Source organism: Pseudomonas sp. P116, assembly GCF_020149425.1.
GTDB classification, from domain to species: domain Bacteria; phylum Pseudomonadota; class Gammaproteobacteria; order Pseudomonadales; family Pseudomonadaceae; genus Aquipseudomonas; species Aquipseudomonas anatoliensis.
The window spans coordinates 59,815-83,337 of record NZ_JACVHB010000002.1; the positions used below are offsets into that span (position 1 = coordinate 59,815).

Genomic DNA, 23,523 nt, shown 5'->3' on the forward strand with positions numbered 1-23,523 from the left:
CTTATTCTTCGGTCAACGCAGAGTTGGCGCGGTCGAGCAGCGGTTTGAACAGATAGTTGAGGAGCGAACGCTCGCCGGTGCGCACAAACATTTCTGCCGGCATGCCGGGCTTGATCACCAGGCCGTGAAGTTTTTCCATGGCCTGATCACTGACGCTGCTGCGCAACACGTAGTACGGCACGCCGGTTTTTTCATCGACCATCTGGTCGGCGGAAATCAGGCTGACTTCGCCCGGCACACGCGGGGTTTTGCTCTGGTTGAACGCAGTAAACAGGATGTCCACCGGCAGATGCGGGCCGACCTTGTCGATCAGATTGATCGGCAGGTGCCCTTCCACTTCCAGGGTGGTGCCTTGCGGAACGATCTCCAGCAGGGTCTCGCCCTGACGCACCACGGCGCCTTCGGTGTGTACGCCCAGATTGACCGCCACGCCGTCGGCGGTGGCGACAATCTCACTGTGTTGCAGGTCGAAACCGGCGGAGGTCAGTTGCTCCGACAGCGTGACGCTTTTGAGCTGCGCCTCGGCCAGTTGCGTACGGACTTCCTTCTGATATTCCTCGCTGTGCTGCTGCAGCTTCAGGCGCGATTCAAGAATGCCCTGCTCGACACGCCCGCTTTCACCGGTGTTTTCCGCCAGTTGCTGCTGGACCTGCGAGAGCTGGCGCTGATATTCCATCAAGCGGTTGCGCGGGATGTAGCCGTTGTCGGCCAACGGTTGCAGGTTGCTCAACTGCTGTTGCAGCGAAGAGGCCTGGGCATTGAGGTCGGTGCGCGCGCGGCGCATGCCGGCCAGTTGCGCGGTGGCGCCTTCGATGCTGGCGCGCAGTCCGGCCTGTTCGCGATAGAACGCTTCGCGGCGGCTGCTGAACAACTGGCGCTGACCTTCCAGCACCAACGCCAATCGCGGATCCGGGTCATTGCTCAATTCAGCCGGAAAGGTCACTTGCTTGAGGTTGTCGCGCTCGGCCTGCCAACGCGCCAGACTCGCCCAGGCCATGCGGTACTGCGCCTGCAGCGATTGGACATCGGCAGCGACTTGCGTCTGATCGAGGCGGAACAGTGGCTGGCCCTGCTTAACGATCTCGCCTTCGCGTACCAGAATCCGGCTGACCACACCGCTGCTCATCGACTGCACGGCTTTGCGTTTGCCCGACACCACCACGGTGCCCTGCACCGGGATGCCTTGATCAAGCGGCGCCAGTGCCGCCCAAGTGAAGAAACTGCCCGCGCCGACAATCGCCAGAATCCAGCCCATGCGCGCGAAGAATTTCGCGTCACGTTCCGGGCGTTCAGCGATGTACGCGTGCTCCATGCTCGCTTCGTTTTCAGTGTTCATGTTTGCGCTGCTCATACACCCGAATTCCTTGTCGTGGGCTGATACTGCCGGCTCATGCTGAGCCCGCCCGGTGCTTGTGCAGGTTTCTCGCGTGGTTGTTCATTGGCGGCGCCGGACAGCGCCTTGAGCACGTCCTGACTCGGGCCGAAGGCCTGCAGACGACCTTCGTTGAGCACCAGCAATTTGTCGGCCTGGGCCAGCACCGAAGAGCGATGTGTCACCAGCACCACGGTGGTGCCTTGGGCCTTGAGTTGTGCAATAGCGCTGGCCAGTGCTGCTTCACCCACGGTGTCGAGGTTGGAGTTGGGTTCATCCAGCACCACCAGGCTAGGCGTGCCGTACATGGCGCGGGCCAAGGCCACGCGCTGTTTCTGGCCGCCAGACAAACCGCTGCCGTCCTCGCCCAACTGCGTGTCGTAACCTTGCGGCAGGCGCAGGATCATTTCGTGAACGCCAGCCTGTTGCGCCGCCGCCACGACTTTCTGCGGATCGGCCTCGCTGAAGCGCGCAATGTTCTCGGCGATGCTGCCGCTGAACAGTTCGATGTCTTGCGGCAGGTAGCCAATGTAAGGGCCGAGTTGATCGCGATTCCAGCGGTGGATGTCCGCACCGTCCAGTCGCACCGTGCCACCGAGGGTCGGCCACACGCCGACCAGTACACGGGCCAGGGTCGATTTACCGGAACCGGACGCACCGAGCACACCCAGCACTTCACCCGCACCCAGATTGAAATTGACCATGTGCAAGGTCGCAGCGCGTTGCCCAGGGGGGCCGGCACTGACTTGCTCGAAGGTGATCTGGCCTTTCGGCGCTGGCAGGGCCATCGCGTCATCACTCGGCGGGAAGGCTTGCAGCAACGCATCGAGACGACGGTAAGCCAGCTTCGCCCCGCTCCACTGCTTCCAGACGGCGATCAACTGGTCGATCGGGCTGAGTACGCGGCCCATCAGGATGGAACCGGCGATCATCATGCCTGCGGTCATGTCACCTTTGATCACGAGCAAAGCGCCGAGGCCCAGCACCAGCGATTGCAGGCACAGACGCAGGGTTTTGCTCAACGAGCTGATCACCGCGCCGGTGTCGCTGGCCTGATTCTGCAAACCAAGAAAGCGCGAATGCACCTGGAACCAGCGTTTACGCAACGCACCGAGCATGCCCATCGCCTGAATGGTTTCGGCGTTGTGCAGGTGGCTGGTGGCCAACTGGCTGGATTGCTGCGAGAAACCGGCGGCTTCGCCCAGCGGCTTTTTGGTCATGTATTCGTTGAGGCACGCCAAGGCGATCAGCAGCAGCGCACCTGCGGTGGCGAGCACACCGAGCCAGACGTTGAACAGGTAAATAACGAACAGATACACCGGAAACCACGGCGCATCGAAAAAAGCGAACAGCGCCGGCCCGGTGACGAATTGGCGGATGTGAGTCAAGTCGCCCAGCGACTGCCCGGCATTGCCCTCGCCCTTGAACAGGTTGCGTTCGAACGCCGCCTGGTACACCCGCAGGTTGAAGCGGCGCTCCAGTTGGCTGCCGATGCGGATCACGATGAAGCTGCGCACCACTTCCAGCAGGCCGATAAAGAGAAAGAAGCCGACAACCATCAGCGACAGCATCGCCAGGGTGGTTTCGTTCTGCGAAGACAGCACCCGGTCATAGACCTGGAGCATATAAATCGAGGGCACCAGCATCAGCACGTTAATCAGTGCCGTAAAGCATCCGACGCTGATCAGAATGCTTTTATAGTCACCCAATGCCTTGAACAAGGGCGCGGTGGCTGGGGCCTTCGCCATCTTCATTGATTATTCCTGAGATCTAACTCTCGCCAATCTTTGGCGAGACTTCAAATTGATTATCCGCGCAATGCCGGAACATATTTACAGGGTATTCGCTTACAAATTCATAACAACTTGCGCTATTTAATGCGGCGCAGTTGTGATTGAACATACCGCTTATAACCTGACAGTGAGGCTTTATATTAAAACCTTGTCGCCTGATAGATCTTCACGACTGTTGCGCAACGCGCTCCAGGGTAATTTTCAGACCTGACTTCAAAGTTGCCAGATAAAGCCCGTCACGTTGTCGGCTGAAGAACTGGATTCTTGAGCCCTCTTTACCAGTAATCGAAATACCGTCCGGCTCGGGAAACCAGCCAATCGGTGCCTCTTCAAGCCATGCCCCCAGGCAGTCAGCGCCTTTACCAATCGTCTGGTTGGATTGCAGATCGACAGCGCAGGTATTCGACGGTTTATCCTGCAGTTTTTGCGCTTCAGCGCTGTCATTGCTAGCGCTCAGCGTCGCCTGCCACTGACCGGCAAATACCGAAGGTTCTTCGAGCCTGAGGCTGCTTGCCATGCTTGTCTCTCCTGAAATCATCATCAGCGCCGCCATCAGCCACGCCACCGTCATGTAGGTAAAAACGTTTCGACTCATAGGAAATTTCACCCCGTTGCGTAGCCTTGCCTACAGGGCAAGACGATGCAAGCGAAGAAAGCGGCGCATCACGCGCCGCCCTCTTGTTTCACATCAAGCCACGATGTCGCTGGTTGCTGCCTGGCCAACGGTGCTGACCTGGAAGTCGGCCGCGCCGAATCCGGAGAAGTCCACCGACAGCAGGCTGTTGCCACCCGACGAGGTCAACACTGCATCGCCCGCCGCACCGGTGAAGGCGCTGACGAAGTGCAGGCCGGCGCCCTTGGTGATGCCGGTCAGGTCGATTTTGTCCAGACCGCTGACAAAATCGAGGATCTGATCGATCGCACCCGGCTTCGAATCGGAGCTGGCCGCGAACACGAACGTGTCCGAACCCGCGCCACCCCACAGCTTGTCGGCACCGCCAGCCCCGTAGAGGATGTCGTTGCCGGCACCGCCCTTGAGCTCGTTGGCCACGCTGTTGCCGATCAGCAGATCGCTGCCCGAACCACCGATGGCGTTCTCGATGATCGCGCCCTTGGCAATGGACACGTTACCCACCATTCCGCCAACGTCGGAGAACGAGGCGTCATTGAGGTTGATCTTCTGGTTTTGGGTAAACCCCGAGAAGTCCAGAGTATCCTTGCCGCCCGCATCCCAGACCGAGAACACCACTTTGTCACTCGACGACGAAGCGCTGAGGAAGTCGCGACCGGTGTTGGAGTTGAACCCGTAGGTGGTGTCACCGGTACGGACGGTGGTGTTGGCACCGTAGAGCTTCTGGATCGCTGCGATGTCGTCCATCAGCGGGCCGGAGGCATAGGCTTCCACACCGTTCTTGCTGAAGTTCTGGTTGGTGTTGCTCTCGCTCCAGTAACTCATGATGCTGTAGCCGCGGGTGTCTTGCCCGTAGGAAGCATCGTTATAGGTCGGGTTGCCATTACCGGCGTTGTAGTCGCCAGGGTGAGCCAGACCGAGGCTATGACCGATCTCGTGAGTCAGGGTCTGACGACCGTAGTTGTTCAGATCCGGGTTCTTGTTTTGCGTGTAGCCACTGTTGATCAGATACCACGAAGTGCCGTCATAACCATTGCCGGTGCCCGGCAGGTAAGCAAACGCTGCCGCGCCATCTTGCCCACCGCTGTAGTTGCCGAAGGTCATATGACCGTCACCGCCCGTGGCTTTTTCGGTGAAGGTGACGTTGGCCACATCGGCCCAGGATTGCATGGCGAGCTTGGCCTGGTTTTGTTGTTGTGTACTGAACTGACTGAACCCGCTGATCCCGTGCTTGTTCATCGTGCTCGATGAAGCAGAAGTCAGGAACGTGTAGGTGAGTTCGATCTTGCCGCTGCCGTCCTTGTCCTGGTAGGCAGCGCCGTCGCGCAGCAACTGGGTTGCGGCCTGGTCGACGGAAAAGGAGGGTTTGCCATTGACCGTGAGGTTGCCGCCGCGATCGTATTGATGGCTGAAGCTATTGATCTGGTTCCAGGCGGAGCTGGATGCTGCCAGTGACTGCGCAGCCCCTACAGGTTGGAAAGCCTGTTCGGCGGTATCAATAGCGTTCTTTTTAACTTTCGACATAAACACACTTCCTTGTTAAGCAATGGAACAGTTTTTGTCCGATAGCGACAATCTCTGGCGAGATCGTCCTATCACTCGCCCAATGAAGGCGTAAGAAACCTGACACAATTTGAAATCTGACGTAAAGCATTTTTTTGAATTCAAATCGGGCTGTTCCGGGAAGCTCCCGTAAACAAAGCATGTGCGGTCGAAAGAATGTTTCAGATGTCTTGACTACGCCTAATTGTCTGACGATTTTCTATTTAATTATTAAATATGGCTAAGTTGTTTTTTGTCGAAGGCGTCTCACTTTCTGCTACTTATTAGTGCAAGTGCCAGCGCATTGATATCAACCACATACATTACCCCCTGTAGGAGCTGCCGAAGGCTGCGATCTTTTGATCTTGCTTATACAAAAACAGATCAAAAGATCGCAGCCTTCGGCAGCTCCTACAGGGGAAATCGTGGGTTAGCTACCGGTACGAATCTTGTTCCAGACCCGAGTACGAATCCGATCAATATTCATCGGCATCGCCTCCAGCGCGAACAATCTGCCCAACATCTCCGGAGTCGGATAAACCTTGGTGTCGTTCTTGATTGCCGGGTCGATCAGGCTGTCGGCCTGCTCATTACCGTTGGCGTAGTGCACCGAGTTGCTGATGTCGGCCATCACATCCGGGCGCAACAGGTAGTTCATGAAGGCGTAACCGGCCTTCTCGTCCGGCGCGTCGTTCGGCATCGCGACCATGTCGAACCAGATCGGCGAACCTTCCTTGGGAACCGCATAGCCGATCTCGATACCGTTCTTCGCCTCTTTGGCCCGGCTCTCGGCTTGTAGGATGTCGCCGGAGAAACCCACCGCCACGCAAATATCACCGTTGGCCAGATCGCTGGTGTACTTCGAGGAATGGAAATAGCTGACGAATGGCCGCACTTTCATCAGCAGCGCTTCGGCTTTCTTGTAGTCCTCGGGGTTCTTGCTGTGGTGCGGCAGGCCCAGGTAATTGAGCGCCGCCGGGAGCAATTCCGGGCCGTTGTCGAGGATGGCGACGCCGCACTTCTGCAGTTTTTCCATGTGCTCGGGCTTGAAGATCAGGTCCCAGGAATCGACCGGCGCGTCGTCGCCCAACACCGCTTTGATCTTGGCCACGTTGTAACCGATGCCGGTGCTTCCCCACAGATACGGGAAACCGTGCTCGTTGCCCGGGTCGTTGGTTTGCAGGGCCTTGAGCAACACCGGGTTGAGGTTTTTCCAGTTCGGCAACTGGCTCTTGTCGAGCTTCTTCAACGCGCCGCCCTGAATCTGCCGGGCCATGAAGTGGTTGGACGGAAAGACCACGTCGTAACCGGAGTTGCCGGTCATCAACTTGCCATCGAGGGTTTCGTTGCTGTCGTAGACGTCATACGTGACGCCAATGCCGGTTTCTTTCTGAAAATTTTTGGTGGTTTCAGGCGCGATGTAGCTGGACCAGTTGTAGACCTTGACCGTGTCGGCGGCGTGACTGATGGAGGCGGCCAGCAACAGCGACGCCAGAGTGAGGGTTTTCTGGATCATGGGTCGATTCCTGTAGAGGCTATTGTTGTTTGGCAGGCAATCAAAAGATCAAGCAATCAGAAAATCAGCACGTAGCTCTTGCGCACGGTTTCCTGGATATCCCAGATGCCGAGCGTATTGGCCGGCAACATCAATGCGTCGCCACCTTGTATGCGCAGGGTTTCGCCACCGTCGTCCGGGGTGAACGTGCAACGCCCGGAAATGAAATGGCAGAACTCCTGCGCGGTAATCTGCCGCCGCCAACGGCCGGGGGTGCATTCCCACACGCCGGTTTCGACACCATCGTCGCGCTCGACGCTGGTGGTCGAGGCAATGGCGATCGGCTCGCCAAGCGGTACGGCGACCGGATTGGATTCGTCCAGTTGTAGCGTGGCGGTGTTTTTGAACTGGGTGATGCTCATGGCGTTACCTGTCTTGTGAATAAACAACTGTCAGTGCATGAAACCTTCCATGAAACCGGCCACCTGGCTGGCGAGTTTGCGCCGCCATGGCGCGGTCGCCGGGTTGGCCAGAGTCTGGTCTTCGTGAACAAAGCTTTTGATGATCGCGTTGTAGCCAAGCCAGCGGCACGGTTCCGGTTCCCAGGCACGCAGCGCATGAATCCCGCCGTCCGGCAGCACCCACGGCTGGTGAACCAGTTCGCTGTCGCGCTCAAGAATCAGATCGGCCAGGGTACGACCGCCGAGGTTGCTGGCACCGACGCCCTCCCCGCCATAGCCGCCGGCCAGTGCAATACCGTTGGCCCGATCGCAAAGCATGTGCGGCTTGAAGTGTCGGGACATGCCGAGGTTGCCGCCCCACGCGTGGGTGATCTGCACATTTTTCAGTTGCGGGAACAGCTCACCGAACAGATAGCGACGCAGCTCCACTTCATCGCGGGTCAGATCAAAGTTGTGGCGCAGCTTGCCGGCGAATTGATAACCACCGCGGGCGCCGAAAATCAGACGGTTGTCGGCACTGCGCTGGCCATAGGTGACCTGGCGACTGAATTCGCTGAACGCCTGGCCGCGGCTGAGGCCGATCTCGTCCCAGGTAGCGGCGGACAGCGGCTCTGTGGCGACGATCAGGCTTTGCACCGGCAATTGGTAGCGCCCCAGAGGTGCCAATGTCACCGAATAACCTTCCACCGCCGGCACGATCCAGCGACTGCGCACATTGGCTTTGGCCGTGCGCAAGCTGCCCGACTGCCAGTGCGTAACGGGGCTGTTCTCGTAAATCTTCACGCTCATGCCTTGTACGGTGCGCGCCAGGCTGCGCACCAGTTTGGCCGGGTGAATGGTCGCGACATGCGGGGCGTAGATGCCACCGTAAGGTTTGGCGACACGAATCTGCTGCGCCAACTGCTCGGGGCTGAGCCAGCGGTAATCGTCGTCGGTCAGGCCCTGGGCGTGGAGTTTGGCCAGATAGTCGCGCAGCGTGGCTTCCTGTTCCGGATATCGCGCAGCGCAGTACAACACGCCACCCTTGCGGTAATCGCAGTCGATGCCCTCACGTTCGAGGACGACTTCGACTTCATCAGGAATACTGTGCAGCAGATCAAACGAAGCGCGGCGTTGCTCGGGAGACAGTCCGGCGAGCAAACGATCCTCGCCAAGCAGATTGCCCATCAGCCAGCCGCCGTTGCGCCCGGATGCGCCAAACCCGGCGGTTTGTGCCTCGATAATCGCGATATTCAGGCCCGGCGCGTGCTTTTTCAGGTAGTACGCCGTCCACAGCCCCGTGTAACCGGCGCCGATGATCGCCACGTCGACGTCCAGATCCCGCTCAAGCTCGGGCCGCGCGATCAGCGGCTCGTCGAGTTGATCCATCCACAAACTGATAGTGCGCCACGCTGGCATGCAAGACTCCGCCACTGAAAACCTTCGATGGCGTTGATCCTATTGCGCAAGCTCAGGGAATGTCTTGCGCGCGTGTCCGCAAAGAAATTTGTTTAACGTAGGCCTTGGGTGACTGGCCGGTATGTTGCCGAAAACAGCTATAGAAAGCCGAGAGCGAATTGAAACCAGCGGCGAACGCCAACTCATCGATGCGCACTGGCGGCACGGCATCGTCCAGTGACTTGAGCAGATGTTGCAGACGCGCGTGGTTGACGTAGCGGTAGAAACTTTGCCCGAGCACCTGATTAAGCAGGTAGGAAATCTGATTGCGGCTGTACCCGCACTCCTTCGCGACCCGCTGCAGGTCAAGCTCTGCATCGAGATACGGTTGCTGACGTTCGAAGTATTGCTGCAGATCGTCGGCCATAAAACTCAATTGACGCGGCGACAGGCCTAGGCGACTGACAGCCGGGCGCTGGCTCGGCGCTGTCGTATTGCCGGCCTGCGCACGCACCAGTGAGGCGTATTCATTGACGCGCCAGATCAGCCCGTCCTTTACCGTGATCGCCTCGCTGGAGCGGAACGACACCAGCCCCTCGCCGCCGCGCAGGGTCACTTCGTACTGAATGAACGCCGTGTTGCCGTCGACGCGAATGCGGTCGCAATGCTCAAGCGCTTCGTCGGATTCCCGCGGCATGCTCACACGCACGTACTCGCGCAACTCGTCGAGGCCGAGCACGCGGTTCTGGAAAAAATCGCTGTATTGAATCTCCGGGTGATACAGCGCCATGACGCTGTCCAGATCGCGGTGTTTCCAGCTCAAGTGATAGCGCATGACCGTGGCGGTCGTGGCCTGGGTCTGTGCGGGGCCGTCGTCGTCGGCGTGCATAAGGAGCTCGGCGAAAAAGAACCGAGCTTGCCCAAGTTCGGCACGGGCATCAATGACTAATCCGTGGTGGCATTTTGGCGATGAGTGCGTAGGCCGTGACCTACATCAAAAAATACGAATCAATCGCAAAATGAACTGAAAATTCTCACAGGAATTTCACATTGAGATGCTACTTTTAATGTCAGTCACCGGTTGAGCCAATGAAGGCTCTTCCCACCTAACATGAGCTAAAGGAAGCGCTCGATGAAGAAGGCGGGCAACACATGAATAAAGGGTCAAGCAAAGTCACGTTCCCCAATGCCTGCCAGCTGATGCGCTGGCATTTTCATCCCATGGGTTTCGAGGCAACGATGGATGCACCGGGCAGCATGATTGCCCGATTGTTTGATCGAGCCAGTGGCGAAACCATGATCGCCATCGCTGGCATCCCGTGCGCAACGGTAATGAATGCGGCAGACGTCGAGCGAATTATCGAGGCTGTGGAGGATGAGCTGGACGCTTTCATACCTCCAGAGTCTCTCAGGAATTACGCATAACTGTTTGATTTACAACAAAAAGCCCGCATTGATGCGGGCTTTTTTGTGAGTCACGCGGTTTGCTTTTCCGCTCGATGATCAGCGAAGAACGGTTTGCCTTTCGCCACGCGGTCGGACGCTTTGGGCATGTTCACCGCTTGCGCTTCCTGCGGATCGACATACCAGTAACAGTGGCTGACCGCGCGGGTAATCCCGACGTAAGCCAAGCGCAGGATTTCGTCCTTTTGCGCGCTGTCGTACGGCTCACTGTCACCGGTTTTGCCCAATCCGGCCATGCGATACACCTGATTCTTGTAGGGGGAACTGGTCAGGTGCTGACAGTCACCCAGCAGAAACACCGCGTCTGCCTGCAGACCCTTGGCGCTGTGATAGGTCAGTTGTTTCAAGCGGCGAGCTTCGTACGGCAAGCTAGAATCAACATTAACTACAGACTGAATATGCTGTTCAATCAATAACTTATCGCTGCTTTTTCGATAAAGCATCAAGATTGAATGCCCTTGCCGATAGTGCTCTGCAAGGCGCTCGCCCAGTGCCTGATCGTCGCGCTCCAGCACGTTGACCGGCTGCAATGGCTTGGGCTCACCGCTCGCCTTGGCCTTCTTGCCGGGGATCGCGGGGGCGGCACGGACGATGTGTTCCGCCGCATCGATGATGTGCTGATGACTGCGATAGTTGTCGCTGAGCATCACACGCGTGGTGCTCGGCGACGGGAATTCCTTGTTGAATTCCATGAAGTAACTCGGTGAACTGCCACGCCAGCCGTAAATCGATTGCCAGTCATCCCCCACACATAGCAGCGACGAGCGCTGCGCGCCTCGCCCGACATGCATGGCCGGCCCACGGCTGCGAATCTCCGAGAGGCTCGCGCGAATCCACGAAACGATCTGTGGCGAAACGTCCTGAAATTCATCGATCATCAGGTGCGACATCGGTCGCAGCAGTTCATCGCTGAGCAGTTTGAGGTTTTCCGGCGAGTGCTCGCTGAACAGCGCGAACATGCGGTTGTAGGTCATGATCGGGGGTTTCTGGTCGAGCAGATGATCTTCCAGGGCGCGCCAAAACAGGCTCAACGCCTCGAAGAAAAACCGGTCGGGGTCATCTTTGGCGAAACTCATGCGGCCAACAGCGTCCGGCACGTCCAGCCCCAGGTTCTCGATAAAACCGGCCGCGGCGACAAAACAGTCGAGCAACGGCGCTGAAGCGAGTTCGCCTTTAACCTTGTAGTCGAAGCCCGGGCCAGCACTGGCATCGCCCGCCAATGTCGCCAAAACCCGCTTTGACGACTCGTAACTATCTATCCATATCAATGGCTTACGACAGAAAGCTTGAAACAGGGTGCGCTTGACTGCCCATTCTGCACGTATCGAAAGCTTCGCATTGGGTCGGCTCAGCTGCGCGTTTTCCCGGGGATCGAAACCGAGCACGACCCACGCGTCGAGGCTTGGAATGTAGCCATGGCAGTGGAATTTAGCGCCGTTGATTTCGAAGGTCTGGCGGTTTGGCTCAATGCCTTTGATAGGCCAGGCACCGGCGCCGAACCACAGATCTTCGATGGCATCGCACAGTTCTTCATCGCGTTTGGCCGCCAGCTCGGTGACAGCCATGCGCTTCTGCACATCAGGGTGATCACGCTCCAGCTCCTTGAGCTGCAACCCGGCCTTGGACATCGGCTGAATCAGTTGGCGGAAACGTTCGTCCTGAGTGAACAAGCGGTGATAGCAGGCATTGAGCTGTTGGCGCTGCGCGTCGTTGATACGCAGATCGAACGGATTGCTGTCGACCTCCTCGTCAGCGCCGGGCGCTCGATGGCTGAGGTTCTCGAAAGCCTGCAAACGCTCGAAACCCGCGAGGCTGCGCACCATTGGCAGGATTCGCGAGTGGAAGGTTCGCACCAGTTCCCGCGCCTGTTTCAGGCTCAGCGCTCGTCCCCAAAGCGCAAACAGCTCGATCAGTTTGTTGATGAAGTCCTTGCGCGACTCGCGGGTGAAGGTCACCACGGTCATCGAATCGAGCTCAAAGCCCAGATAGTGAGTCAGCAATAGAATGCGCAGCACCAGCGTGGTCGACTTGCCCGCTCCGGCGCCGGCCACCACGGAAGTCGAAGGTGTGTCGCTGAAAATCATCTTCCACTGCGCGGTGCTCGGCTGAGCATGTGCGGGGAGTAAACGCGCGACATCAGCCTTGATGCGCTTCTTCAGCTCCGCAGTGAGCGGCAGACGCCAGTCGTCGAACAGGTGGTTATCCACGCTTGGCGGACGATGTTCGGTGTTGCGGCTGTCGCGGATCAGCAACACTTGCCGACCTTCTTCAAACCCCTCGAGCTTGCCCTCTTTATACCCGTACTCGACACCCGCGGTGTGACCACTACGAAAGCCATCCGCCTGACCATGCAGCCACGACGCACGGTGTTGCGCGCGCAAACGCGTCAAACCGTGGCCGAAGAAACGTGCGGCCATACGTTTGAACCACGGCATCTCGGCCAATGGACGAAGTTCGGGAGGAAGATCGGGTATTTGTTGCGCCACGCTGACGGGCTCCAGTGGGTAAGGCTGTTGAGGGCTATGGTGTCTTTATTTAACGCTGAGTTCTAGCGAAATGCTTACGCTTCATTGGTTTAGGCGATGAACTGAAGGTGGAGTGAGAAATTTTCGAGCTTTTTTTGATCGACTTATTCGATGCTGATGCCGCACTTTTTACGCTTTTTATCGATACTTGGCTGATAGATGATCGCCGTCATAAACCACCGGTCTTGGGCCGGGCGCAGTCACCGCGCCCCGTCACTAACCTTTTGAGGAGACGATCATGCTTGAACTCAGACCTTTCAACACACTGGGCGGCGCCCATCATGGCTGGTTGGATGCCCATCACCATTTTTCGTTCGCCGAGTACTACGACCCACAGCGCATGAGCTGGGGCAATCTACGGGTGTGGAACGATGACGTAATCGCCGCGGGCAGCGGTTTCCCGCAGCACCCGCACCGCGACATGGAAATCATCACCTACGTGCGCGAAGGTGCGATTACTCATCAGGACAACCTCGGCAACAAGGGCCGCACCGAGGCTGGCGACGTGCAAGTCATGAGTGCCGGCACTGGTATCGCGCACAGTGAATACAACCTCGAAGCCCAGGACTCCAAAATCTTCCAGATCTGGATCCTGCCCACCGAAACCGGTGCCCCGCCGTCCTGGGGTGCAAAACCCTTTCCCAAAGGTCAGCGTGAAGGGTTTGTGACACTTGCCAGCGGCAAGGATGGCGATGATCAGAGCCTGCGTATCCGCGCCGATGCACGCTTGGTGGCGGCGAACATCAAGGCTGGGGAAACGGCGGAATATCGTCTCGACGAAGGACGCCGCGCCTATCTGGTACCGGCTACGGGTGTGATTGAAGTCAATGGCTTGCGTGCACAAGCTCGAGACGGCGTGGCGGTTGCGCACGAGCAGGTGCTGACCGTTACTGCGATTGAAGACAGTGAGATTGTGTTGGTGGATCTGGCTTGATCGCCTGATTGCAGGCAAAAAAAGGGGCAACCACAATGGTTGCCCCTTTTTTTGGCCCGTAGCCCTGTTTTCAGCTTATTTGCTGGAAATGGCGCCATCCACCAGAGCTTGCGCTTCAACCACCAATTGCTTGAGGTGTTCGTCGCTGATGAAGCTTTCGGCGTAGATCTTGTAGATGTCTTCGGTGCCTGACGGACGCGCCGCGAACCAGCCGTTCTCGGTCATCACCTTCAAACCGCCAATCGCCTGATCGTTGCCCGGTGCGTGGCTGAGAATGCTTTGAATCTTCTCGCCCGCCAATTCGGTCGACGTGACTTGCTCCGGCGACAGCTTGCTCAGCAGCGCTTTCTGCTCCGGATTGGCCTTGGCGTCTACGCGCACCGAGAACGGCTCGCCCAGTTCATCCGTCAGCGCCTTAAAGGCCTGGCTTGGGTCGCGTCCGGTGCGAGCGGTCATTTCTGCCGCGAGCAGTGCCGGGATCAGACCGTCCTTGTCGGTGCTCCATACACCGCCGTCCTTGCGCAGGAACGATGCACCGGCGCTTTCCTCGCCACCAAAACCCAGGGAACCGTCGAACAAGCCGTCCGCAAACCATTTGAAACCGACCGGCACTTCGTAGAGACGACGCCCCAGGCGCTTGGCCACGCGATCGATCAGACCGCTGCTGACCACGGTTTTACCCACACCAGCATCGGCACGCCACTGCGGACGGTTCTGGAACAGATAATCGATGGACACCGCCAGATAGTTGTTCGGCGCGAGCAAGCCACCGGACGGAGTCACGATGCCGTGGCGATCGTGATCCGGATCGCAGGCAAACGCCACGTCGAAACGCTCCTTCAAACCGATCAAGCCTTGCATCGCATGGCTCGATGATGGGTCCATGCGAATCTGGCCATCCCAATCGACGGTCATGAAACGGAAGGTTGGATCGACTTGCTTGTTCACCACGTCCAGATCCAGACGATAGTGCTCGGCAATCGCCGACCAGTAGCGCACCCCTGCTCCACCCAGCGGATCGACACCCAGATGCAGTTTCGCATCACGAATGGCATCGAAGTCGATCACGTTGATCAGATCAGCCACGTAAGTATTCACGTAGTCATGACGATGGGTGGTGCTTGCCTTGAGCGCCTGCTCGTAGCTGATGCGTTTCACGCCAGCCAGTTTATTCGCCAGCAGTTCGTTGGCCTTGGCTTCGATCCACTTGGTGATATGGGTGTCGGCCGGCCCGCCATTTGTTGGATTGTATTTATAGCCACCGCTTTGTGGCGGATTGTGCGACGGCGTGATGACGATGCCATCGGCCAGGCCCGAAGTACGGCCGCGGTTGTAGCAAAGAATGGCATGGGAAATGGCCGGCGTCGGCGTGTACTCGTCACCTTCGGCGATCATCACGGTCACACCGTTCGCCGCCAGCACTTCCAGAGCGCTGGCACCCGCGGGGGTCGACAACGCGTGGGTGTCGATGCCTACAAACAGCGGCCCGGTGATCCCTTGGGCCTCGCGATACAGGCAGATCGCCTGACTGATCGCCAGCACGTGCCATTCGTTGAAACTCAGGTCGAAAGAACTGCCCCGATGCCCCGACGTGCCAAACGCCACACGCTGCGTGGAAATGGAAGCGTCAGGCTGGCCGGTGTAATAAGCCGTTACCAGTCGCGGGATATCGACCAACAATTCTGCCGGTGCCGGTTTGCCCGCAAAAGGACTGAGTGTCATGCAAAACCTCTGAAATAGAGTGATTCAGGAATAGAGCGCAGTTTACTGGCAGTTTGACCGCAGTGCGATGGGATCTATCCGGAACACTTCCGATGTTTTTTAACGTTAACCCTCGGGTGCCAGACGCAATGCGTCGCCCAGCAGCCCGACGACATTGGCCAGATCGTGGTCCCCGTGACTCAACGAGCTCAAGCGCAGATGGTGCGCGTGCAAACCCTGCAGGCTGAACAACTCCCCTGGCGCGATGATGATCTGTTGCTTGAGCAGGCGCTGAAAGACATTCCCCATGTCCACCGGACGCAACGAGCTTACCCAGACTGTCGCCCCGCCCTGCGGCTCGACAATCTGCAGCGAGTCGCCCAGGCGCTCGCGCAATAACTGGATCAACTGCGTCCGTCGCTCCTTGAGCATCCGCCGCAGTACCGACATATGCTGGTCCAGCCGGCCGCCGCCCAGCAGTCTCGCAATCGCTTTCTGGCGGATCAGCGACAAGCTGAACGCGCGTAACAGGAAATGGCGTTGCAACTCACTGCGCCAATGGCGCGACAGGATAAAACCGAAAGGCGCCTCTGCACCGATGAACTTCTCGAACGTGGAAAACACCAGCAGGCGATCCGGGTCCAGCCAGTCGCGCAGGCGTCGGGATTCGATCCCTTCATCGAGTTCGCTGTAGCAGTCGTTTTCCAGAACCCAGGTGCCATGGCATCCGAGCAAATGGGCGATGGCCTGCCGATTGGGCGCAGATAGCAGGCTGCCGTGGGGCATGCTCAATGCTGAGGACAACAGGATCAATCGCACCGGTTCGGTCTTGAGCAAAGACTCCAGGCGCTGCGGATCAATCACCCCGTCGGCGAGCAGCGGCAATTCGATCACGCGCACTTCGGCTGACTCCAGCAGACGCAGGATCACCCAGTCACACGGCGACTCAACCACCACGGTGGCCCCACGCAACTCGAGTACCGAAATCAGAATTTCCAGTACCCCGCGCAAATCGGCGCCGATATAGACGTCATCGGCATGCCAGCAATTCACCGTCGATGAGGTGTAACGCGCAGCCAGAACGGTGCGCAACTCCAGCTCACCGCAAGGCTGCACCAGTATTTGCGGCTGTCGCGGATACTGGCGCAGCAACTCCCGCTCAAGCATCAATAAAGGACGGTCCAGCGGTTGCAGCGAAGCCGGCTCATCAGCGCTCAGTACACACATGCCCGGTCGCTTGGCATTGACGTAGACGGTTTCGAGCAGATCCCTGCCACACCCGGGCAAGTCCAGCGCGGGCAGTGCTTGCGCGTAATAACCGGATTTGGCGATTGAATAAACCCGGCCCTCCTTTTCCAGCAACGAATAAGCGTACTGGACGGTCGAGATCGACACATTGAGTCGATCAGCCAGTTGCCGCAAGGATGGCAAGCGCCCTGCCGCGCCGCTCCCTGCTTCCTCGATCAGTAACGTCAGGTAGCGATAAACAGCCTGATAAACAAAGTCGTTTTCCCGCGACGTTTTCACGAGCCGGCATCCATTGGCTGTGATTCAGGGTTATGCGATGGGCTCACGGTCAGCCTTCCGCCGATCGATCGTTTGCTGGCTCGGCACCCGCCTCCTGCGCACTGGCACTGTCGCCGGACGCAAGTAACCGAACGGGCCCCATGGAGTAGAGACGCACAATCAATTTGACCGGCAACCCGCTGACGTCCGTCATCCACTTCAGCACTTGCTCAGGTGCATGCAGGCCCTGCATTGCCCGGTGCAGATCCGGCAATGCCACCAACATGCCGGGATGACAATTGCGCAGAAACCGTTCCAGCCCTGCCCCGCTATCAACAAACGGTGCAAACAGCAGGCACATCAGCTGGGTATCGTTCATGTCGAAACCGGCCGAGAGCCAGCCTTCCGCCTGCACCCGCAACTGTCGCGGATCCTGCAGATTGCCGAAGTTGGCGAGCATCTGTTCGCAAACCGGCTCGGGTACCTGTCTGCGCCGCATCGTCTCCAGACTGCTGTGCAGGTATTCGCTGATTCCGGCCTCGTAGGTTCTCCCTTCGATGAACCGCGCCTGCATTCCTCGAAGATGCGCAGCGACCAGAGGATCTGCATATTCGTCGTCACTTTGGTAAAGGCTCAGGTCATCCGCCTGGAACCCGAGAAAGTCACTGAGCAACGGCCAGCGCTCCTCGAGCTTGCCGACGATCATGTCATTGATGTTGATGAAACCGGTGCGCCGACACGCTTCGAACTCACCTTCGGGGCGCCACGTTACCTGCTCCTCTTCGGTGTAGAACTCGCGGTAGTAATCCCCACCCAGCCCGTCAAGCAGCGGGAACAGCGCTTCAAAGCCAGCAGAGCTCACCAGCGGACCGGCAATGGAGGCTTTTTGAACAGCGCGACTCAAGCCGTCGAGAAAGTGCTTCTGGCGGTGTAACGACTCACTGCCGATCATGGCATCGACGCCATTGTTCCAGCGGGAGATCTGACCGTAGTACTCGGCAGTAGCCAGATAAGCGTCGTCCCACAACTCAAGCGCTTCGCCGTAGTTTCTTCGATGCCCCAGCAAAAGCAGGTTAAGACGATGGGTCTCGCGCCCCTCTTCGCAAATCGGTGCCTGATGGTCGAATGGCAGGACCTGGCGATGATCCAGCATCAACAGCTCGACCCGAGGATCGTCATAGAGGAACAGCGCCCCGTAGCTTCGGTGCATGTTCTGCAGTGCCGTGTCACTGTTGCCGCTCCAGCGTAAAGTCGCCACCCGTAGCTGAAACGTACCGGGCGCGCGCCCGGCGATACTCAACTGCGCTGCCCGCAGCAGCGCCAATGTGTAACAGCTGTCGCGCGACCCGGTCTGGTTGACCAGCACCTTGAATTGACCGATGTTCTCCATGCCGCCAGCAGCCACGGCCAATCGCTGAATCAGCAACTGCAATGCCGTGCGCTCCGCTCGAGAGAAAAAACTCAGCAAACGTTGCAATACTTGCTGGTAGACATAATTCATTGCCTGATCATGGATCGTGCTCATCGGTATTTACCCGGTATAAAAGGTTTCATGGCGCGCAGACAGAAGACCGACCGCACGACAATTAATCAATAAGTAATAGACGCTCAGATGCTAACACTTACAAATTCGTAGTTATTTGAAACACTTGACCTGAGAAAAACTCTATTTTCGCCACAGAGCGCTCTCAAGTGATTGTTATGCAAAGGTATTTTTTATTGACAAATAATCCTAGGAAACTTCCCACAACGTCCCACGACAAGTGATTACAAGAAAAAGAGAAGGAGTTTCGGAATAGCCCTACAGCAATTAAACAAAGACTGCCGTGTTTAACAAAACTGAGGTCTATATGTTGAGGATGGTAAATTGAATGCACAGCCATGGCTCATTCCTTGAGATGAAAGTAATCACTCAATTATCAGGGCTTACATTGCGATTAGAAGATACAGATCCAGAGCAAAAACCAGTTCAGTTGCTGAACAGGTCCCGGACATGACGCCAGAGAGCTTTGCTTTTCAGACGGGGATAAACACGAAAGAGTCCGTGGGGCCACGGACTCTGATGACGAGGGTTACGCCGACTCGATTTGAAGGGCAACCCGTTCGCGGCATGGGCATTCGTCCATGTAGCGATGCGCTTCGACGAACTCGCTGAACGGGAACACCCGGGTCTTGAGCGGAAGCAACACGCGGTCAGCGGTCAACTGGTTGATGTCACGCAGGGCACGTTGCAGGGCCACGTGATCCTGGGTGATACCCAGCTCCGGTTTGCCGGTGAAGTTGCCGATGCAATGCACAAAGAACTGGATGTTCTTCTGGAACGCTGCGCATGCCGGGAACGGCGTCTGGTTCCCACCCTGAAGGCCGTACAGCACAAGGCTGCCACGGGGCGCCAGCACATCGCCAAGCAGCGACATCTGCGGACCGCCAAGGCCGTCGAACACCACATCGACGCCACGGTTGTCGGTGATCTTGTTGATTCGCATCAACAGATCTTCCTCTTCGGTGACAATCACCTTTTCCGCGCCCAGAGACAGCAGGTACTCGCGCTCTCCCGCCTCTTTGGTGGCGGCAATGACCCGCACGCCCATGGCCTTGCCCAGTTGTACAAACGAAGGGCCGGCGCAATGGCTGGCGTCAGTGACCAGGGCAAACTGCCCCGGTTTGACCCGTGCCAGATCGGCGTAGGCGAAATAGGCGATCAACAGCGGTGTGTAATGCACACTGGCTTCGATCGGGCTGAGCACATCCGGATAACGGGTCAGCGCGGTACGCGGCAGTACGATCGACTCGCCGTAGACTGGATAGTCGTTCGGACTTTCGGCCGGGAAACTGGCGACCTTGTCACCGACGGACAGGTCTTCGACATCAGCGCCAATCGCCGTGACCACGCCGGCCATTTCATGACCAAGGCCTGATGGCAGGCGTGCCTGGGACGACGCCAGATTCTGGCGCCAGAGCGTGTCGTACCAACTGATGCCGATTGCCTCGACACGCACCTGCACTTCGCCAGGACCTGGCTGAGCGGCCGCATGCTCTTCGCATTTGAGCACCTCGGCCGGACCAAACTTGTGAAAACGGATCGTGCGGGACATCGCAAACCTCGTCAAAGTAACCTCTAATGCCATGAACTCTATCTGGGCTTTTAACCCAAGACTATCAGTGGCTATTAATAGTCGACATGCCTGTCATTGATTCCGCAGTATGGGCGGTATTGGCAAAATCCTTGAAAAACTGCTGCCACCGTCTGAGTAAAGCTGAATTTTCCGGTGCAGAGTACCAGTCTTTCCCCGTAAGATTCATGCCGGCCATTGTTCTCATATGGCTGCCCTCGTCAAGCTTGATGACTCTGCCAGGACTCCAGATGAATCGTAATGACCTGCGTCGTGTCGACCTGAACCTGTTGATCGTATTCGAAACGTTGATGCATGAGCGCAGTGTGACCCGCGCCGCCGAGAAATTGTTCCTCGGCCAGCCGGCGATCAGTGCGGCGCTCTCGCGCCTGCGCAGCCTGTTCGATGATCCCTTGTTCGTACGCACCGGCCGGAGCATGGAACCGTCCGCCCGCGCGGTGGAAATCTTCGCCCTGCTCTCGCCTGCCCTCGACTCGATTTCGACCGCCGTCAGCCGTGCGGCAGAATTCGATCCGGCCACCAGCACTTCGGTATTTCGGATCGGGTTGTCGGATGACGTCGAATTCGCCTTGCTGCCGATGCTGCTAAAACGCCTGCGCGCCGAATCACCGGGAATTGTGCTGGTGGTGCGCCGGGTCAACTACATCCTGATGCCGGGCCTGCTGGCTTCCGGCGAAATCTCCATCGGCGTCAGCTACACCACCGACTTGCCGGCCAATGCCAAGCGCAAGGTACTGCGCCGTAGCGCGCCCAAGTTACTGCGCGCCGACACCGTGCCGGGGCCGCTGAGCCTCGACGATTACTGCGCCCGCCCCCACGCCCTGGTGTCGTTTGCCGGCGACCTCAGCGGTTTCATTGATGAAGAGCTGGAGAAACTCGGCCGCAAACGCCATGTGGTACTGGCCGTGCCGCAGTTCAATGGTTTGAGCACGCTGCTGGCCGGAACTGACATTGTCGCAACCGTGCCGGACTATGCCGCCGAAGCATTGACGTCTGCTGGTGGCGTCCGCGCAGAAGATCCGCCGTTGCCGACCCGCACGTTTGAACTGCACATGGCGTGGCGTGGGTCGCAGGATAATGATCCGGGCGAGCGTTGGTTGAGGTCGCGGATTCAGATGTTTTTTGGGGATCCGGATAGTCTCCAATAAAAGCCCCATGCGCGACCTGCAAACTCTGCATCGCTGGAACAAGCGCGCGACTACTTGCTCGGCTGCGCGTCATCCTTCTGCTGCATTTGGATCGATGACTTCGCGCCGTCGGTGTTGTCTTTGGTCTCGTTGTCCGAGTTATCGAAACAGCCTTGCAGCATGAGTGCACAGCACAGGCTTAGAAACAGAAGTGGCTTGTTCATATCGGGTGTCTCCATCGTTGCGTGGTAGGGACGGCTCGGTTTCAGTGTCGCCAGGGCAGTCATAGGGGTGGACGCCAAAAGCACCTCGACAGTTCGTTTTTTTGATCATTCTCGGCGAGAGGAGACTGCGCCGCCGATTGAAAAACACCGTAATGAAAAAGCCCGGGATTTTAATCCGGGCTTTTTTGTTTCTGCGCCCCTTTTGCATTTCTGTGCGACAGATCCCGTTTCAGGGCTCCCCCAACCCTCTAGCACGGTGTTAGTTTGTAAGTGCATGTGTCTCAGCGTTGAGACACTCCTTTATTAACAGCACTGCCAAGGAATGCCCTTCTTAATGAAATTTCCTTTCAAAAAACTGGCCGCCACCACACTGATGCTGGCCGGCCTGTCCGCTTTCATTGCACCCGCGCAAGCCAACATCACTGCGCAGCAAAGCGCTGAAATCCTCAAGACGTTCAAGGCCGAGTCGACTACGGATTTCCGTCAGTTCCTCGGCAGCCTGGCTAAAAGTGACTTGGCCAAGACAGCCAATATCAGCCCGGCCATTGGCGCTTTTCTCGACAACAAGACTCTGACGGCTGAACAGCAAAACGAGATCTATCGCCTGCTCGGTATCTACGCACGCGTGAAGTACAGCGCGGCGGCCACCGAGACCCTGCGCGAGTTGGTCGAGATCCCGACGTTTCGCAAGGACGGCGTTGCCCAGCATGACAATCCGGAGTTCATCAAGATCGGTGAGAAGATCAAAGACCTGGCCAAGTCTTTCAATCTGAATTTCCGCAACATCGACAACCGCGTTTACGAGATTTCCCTCGAAGGGTCCGGCGATGAAGTGGTCGGCATTCATGCGCATGCCGATGTGGTGCCTGTGACGCCGGAGAACTGGGTATTGAAGGACGGTACTCGTCTCGACCCGTTCAAGATCACTCTGATCGGCGATCGCATGTATGGCCGCGGGACCGAGGATGACAAGAACGGCATCGTGGTGACGATGTATGCCATGAAGGTAATCAAGGAAGAAAAGCTGCCACTGGCACGTAATTTCAAGCTGTTGGTGGACACCACCGAAGAAACCACTGGCGACGCGATCCCCTACTATTTCGAGCGTAACCCGACACCCAACTACAACCTGGCGCTGGATGGCGGTTACCCGGTGGTGATTGCCGAGAAAGGTTACGGCACCGTCATGGCCAACTTTGCCAAGCGCACGGCTGAGGGCAAAGGCGCAGAAATCATTTCGATGACCGGTGGCCTGGCGACCAACCAGATTCCGTCGGCATCCGTCGCGACGTTGATTACGGACAAACCTGCCGAGCTCGTCGCCAGCCTGCAAACAGCCGGCGCCGACTATGCCAAACGCAATGGCGGCAACTTCGAGATCAGCGCCAAAGTCGATGGCAAAGACGTGAAACTGACGGTCACCGGGGTGTCCGCGCACTCCTCCGAGCCCGAGTCTGGGGTCAATCCGGTGGCGCGCATGCTCGACTTCATCAATGGCCTTGATGGCAAGGTTGCGCTCAAGCACAACCACATCACGGACGCCGCGCGCTACGCCGCCGACAACTGGGGGCTGGACTACCTGGGCAACAAACTGAACGTCGGTTTCTCCGACGCCTTCATGGGTCCGCTGACCACGTCGTTGACCTACGTCGGCATGGATGACAAGGCCTTTAAACTGGCGGTCAACCTGCGCGTGCCGAAAGGCAAGTCGCCGGAAAAGCTCAAGGCTGAAATCGCCGAGAAACTGGCGGCGTGGAGCAAGAAAACCCATGTTGCCGTTGCCTTCGACTATTCGATCGCCGAGCCGATGTACCGCAATCCAGAGGGCGAGTGGGTCAAAGCGCTGCTGGCGGTTGCCACTGAAAATCTGGGCATGAAGCACGAATTCGGCACTTCCGCCGGCGCAACCTCGGTGCATGAACTGCCCAATGGCGTGCAGTTCGGTCTGGCCCGGCCAGAGGTCAAATACACCGGTCACACCGACGGTGAATTCAAGACCGTGGAGCAATTCCAGCTTGATCTGCAGATCGTGACGGAGATGATTGGCCGGATCGGTCAGTTACCGAAGCTCTGATGCACGTGTGGCGAGGGATCGAACTCCCTCGCCACCGCTCGTAAATCCCCCCGCAAAACATCTCCAAAACCCTGCTTTCAACAGCCATGCCGGATAATGGCAAAGTGCCGGGTGACAAATTTGGTAATAAAGTTTAACTTAGCGCGCCCCGCCAGATGGAAGG

At 57.8% G+C, this 23,523-nt stretch carries 18 protein-coding genes; 4 read left to right on the top strand and 14 right to left on the bottom strand.

The genetic code is table 11. The annotated features are described in order from the left end of the window. Position 1: 1 nt before the first annotated feature. The 8 genes from ICA15_RS06670 to ICA15_RS06705 form a co-directional block, all read right to left on the bottom strand. Positions 2-1,351, bottom strand: a complete 1,350-nt coding sequence (locus ICA15_RS06670) for an HlyD family type I secretion periplasmic adaptor subunit (protein WP_150603874.1) — start codon at positions 1,349-1,351, stop codon at positions 2-4. Next, positions 1,348-3,126, bottom strand: coding sequence for a type I secretion system permease/ATPase (locus ICA15_RS06675; RefSeq protein ID WP_210552777.1), 1,779 nt, complete (start codon positions 3,124-3,126; stop codon positions 1,348-1,350). The genes ICA15_RS06670 and ICA15_RS06675 overlap by 4 nt, the downstream gene beginning before the upstream one ends. A gap of 205 nt (positions 3,127-3,331) precedes the next feature. Next, positions 3,332-3,760 (bottom strand): AprI/Inh family metalloprotease inhibitor, encoded by a 429-nt coding sequence (locus ICA15_RS06680; protein WP_191626463.1) that lies wholly within the window; start codon positions 3,758-3,760, stop codon positions 3,332-3,334. Between the two features lie 93 nt (positions 3,761-3,853). Next, a complete protein-coding gene (locus tag ICA15_RS06685; protein ID WP_210552778.1) occupies positions 3,854-5,320 on the bottom strand; it encodes a serralysin family metalloprotease in 1,467 nt (488 codons plus the stop codon). Between the two features lie 448 nt (positions 5,321-5,768). Beyond that, on the bottom strand, positions 5,769-6,854 hold the full coding sequence (locus ICA15_RS06690; RefSeq protein WP_210552779.1) for a polyamine ABC transporter substrate-binding protein: 1,086 nt from the start codon (positions 6,852-6,854) through the stop codon (positions 5,769-5,771). A gap of 56 nt (positions 6,855-6,910) precedes the next feature. Beyond that, on the bottom strand, positions 6,911-7,255 hold the full coding sequence (locus ICA15_RS06695; RefSeq protein WP_210552780.1) for a cupin domain-containing protein: 345 nt from the start codon (positions 7,253-7,255) through the stop codon (positions 6,911-6,913). Positions 7,256-7,285: 30 nt separating this feature from the next. Beyond that, positions 7,286-8,692 (bottom strand): NAD(P)/FAD-dependent oxidoreductase, encoded by a 1,407-nt coding sequence (locus ICA15_RS06700; RefSeq protein ID WP_210552781.1) that lies wholly within the window; start codon positions 8,690-8,692, stop codon positions 7,286-7,288. Between the two features lie 52 nt (positions 8,693-8,744). After that, positions 8,745-9,560: a helix-turn-helix domain-containing protein gene (locus tag ICA15_RS06705; RefSeq protein WP_210552782.1), complete on the bottom strand. Its 816-nt coding sequence runs from the start codon at positions 9,558-9,560 to the stop codon at positions 8,745-8,747. A gap of 263 nt (positions 9,561-9,823) precedes the next feature. Between ICA15_RS06705 and ICA15_RS06710 the strand changes: the two genes are divergently transcribed. Next, entirely contained in the window at positions 9,824-10,096 is a 273-nt protein-coding gene (locus tag ICA15_RS06710) for a DUF1652 domain-containing protein (RefSeq protein WP_150603867.1), read from the top strand. Positions 10,097-10,146: 50 nt separating this feature from the next. Here the strand turns inward: ICA15_RS06710 and ICA15_RS06715 are convergent, their stop codons facing one another. Continuing rightward, positions 10,147-12,621 (bottom strand): UvrD-helicase domain-containing protein, encoded by a 2,475-nt coding sequence (locus tag ICA15_RS06715; protein WP_210552783.1) that lies wholly within the window; start codon positions 12,619-12,621, stop codon positions 10,147-10,149. Between the two features lie 277 nt (positions 12,622-12,898). Between ICA15_RS06715 and ICA15_RS06720 the strand changes: the two genes are divergently transcribed. Beyond that, positions 12,899-13,594 carry a pirin family protein gene (locus ICA15_RS06720; protein ID WP_150603865.1) on the top strand — a complete coding sequence of 232 codons (696 nt, stop codon included), beginning with the start codon at positions 12,899-12,901 and terminating at the stop codon, positions 13,592-13,594. Positions 13,595-13,669: 75 nt separating this feature from the next. Here ICA15_RS06720 and pgm read toward each other — a convergent pair whose 3' ends face one another. The 4 genes from pgm to ICA15_RS06740 all read right to left on the bottom strand — a co-directional run bounded on the left by pgm (position 13,670) and on the right by ICA15_RS06740 (position 19,896). Beyond that, positions 13,670-15,316 carry a phosphoglucomutase (alpha-D-glucose-1,6-bisphosphate-dependent) gene (pgm, locus tag ICA15_RS06725; protein WP_210552784.1) on the bottom strand — a complete coding sequence of 549 codons (1,647 nt, stop codon included), beginning with the start codon at positions 15,314-15,316 and terminating at the stop codon, positions 13,670-13,672. Between the two features lie 105 nt (positions 15,317-15,421). Then, on the bottom strand, positions 15,422-16,822 hold the full coding sequence (locus tag ICA15_RS06730) for a PLP-dependent aminotransferase family protein (RefSeq protein ID WP_150615549.1): 1,401 nt from the start codon (positions 16,820-16,822) through the stop codon (positions 15,422-15,424). Between the two features lie 49 nt (positions 16,823-16,871). Then, positions 16,872-18,326 (bottom strand): hypothetical protein, encoded by a 1,455-nt coding sequence (locus ICA15_RS06735; protein WP_210552785.1) that lies wholly within the window; start codon positions 18,324-18,326, stop codon positions 16,872-16,874. Between the two features lie 547 nt (positions 18,327-18,873). After that, positions 18,874-19,896 (bottom strand): zinc-dependent alcohol dehydrogenase family protein, encoded by a 1,023-nt coding sequence (locus tag ICA15_RS06740; protein WP_150603861.1) that lies wholly within the window; start codon positions 19,894-19,896, stop codon positions 18,874-18,876. Positions 19,897-20,165: 269 nt separating this feature from the next. Between ICA15_RS06740 and ICA15_RS06745 the strand changes: the two genes are divergently transcribed. After that, positions 20,166-21,083, top strand: a complete 918-nt coding sequence (locus ICA15_RS06745; protein ID WP_224450859.1) for a LysR family transcriptional regulator — start codon at positions 20,166-20,168, stop codon at positions 21,081-21,083. Between the two features lie 50 nt (positions 21,084-21,133). On the opposite strand, the gene ICA15_RS06750 is transcribed toward ICA15_RS06745, so the two are convergent. Next, positions 21,134-21,286: a hypothetical protein gene (locus ICA15_RS06750; RefSeq protein WP_191623970.1), complete on the bottom strand. Its 153-nt coding sequence runs from the start codon at positions 21,284-21,286 to the stop codon at positions 21,134-21,136. Between the two features lie 334 nt (positions 21,287-21,620). Here ICA15_RS06750 and ICA15_RS06755 point away from each other — a divergent pair, with 334 nt between their 5' ends. Beyond that, complete coding sequence (locus ICA15_RS06755) at positions 21,621-23,360, top strand: dipeptidase (RefSeq protein ID WP_210552786.1); 1,740 nt, start codon at positions 21,621-21,623, stop codon at positions 23,358-23,360. The last annotated feature ends 163 nt before the right edge of the window (positions 23,361-23,523 follow it).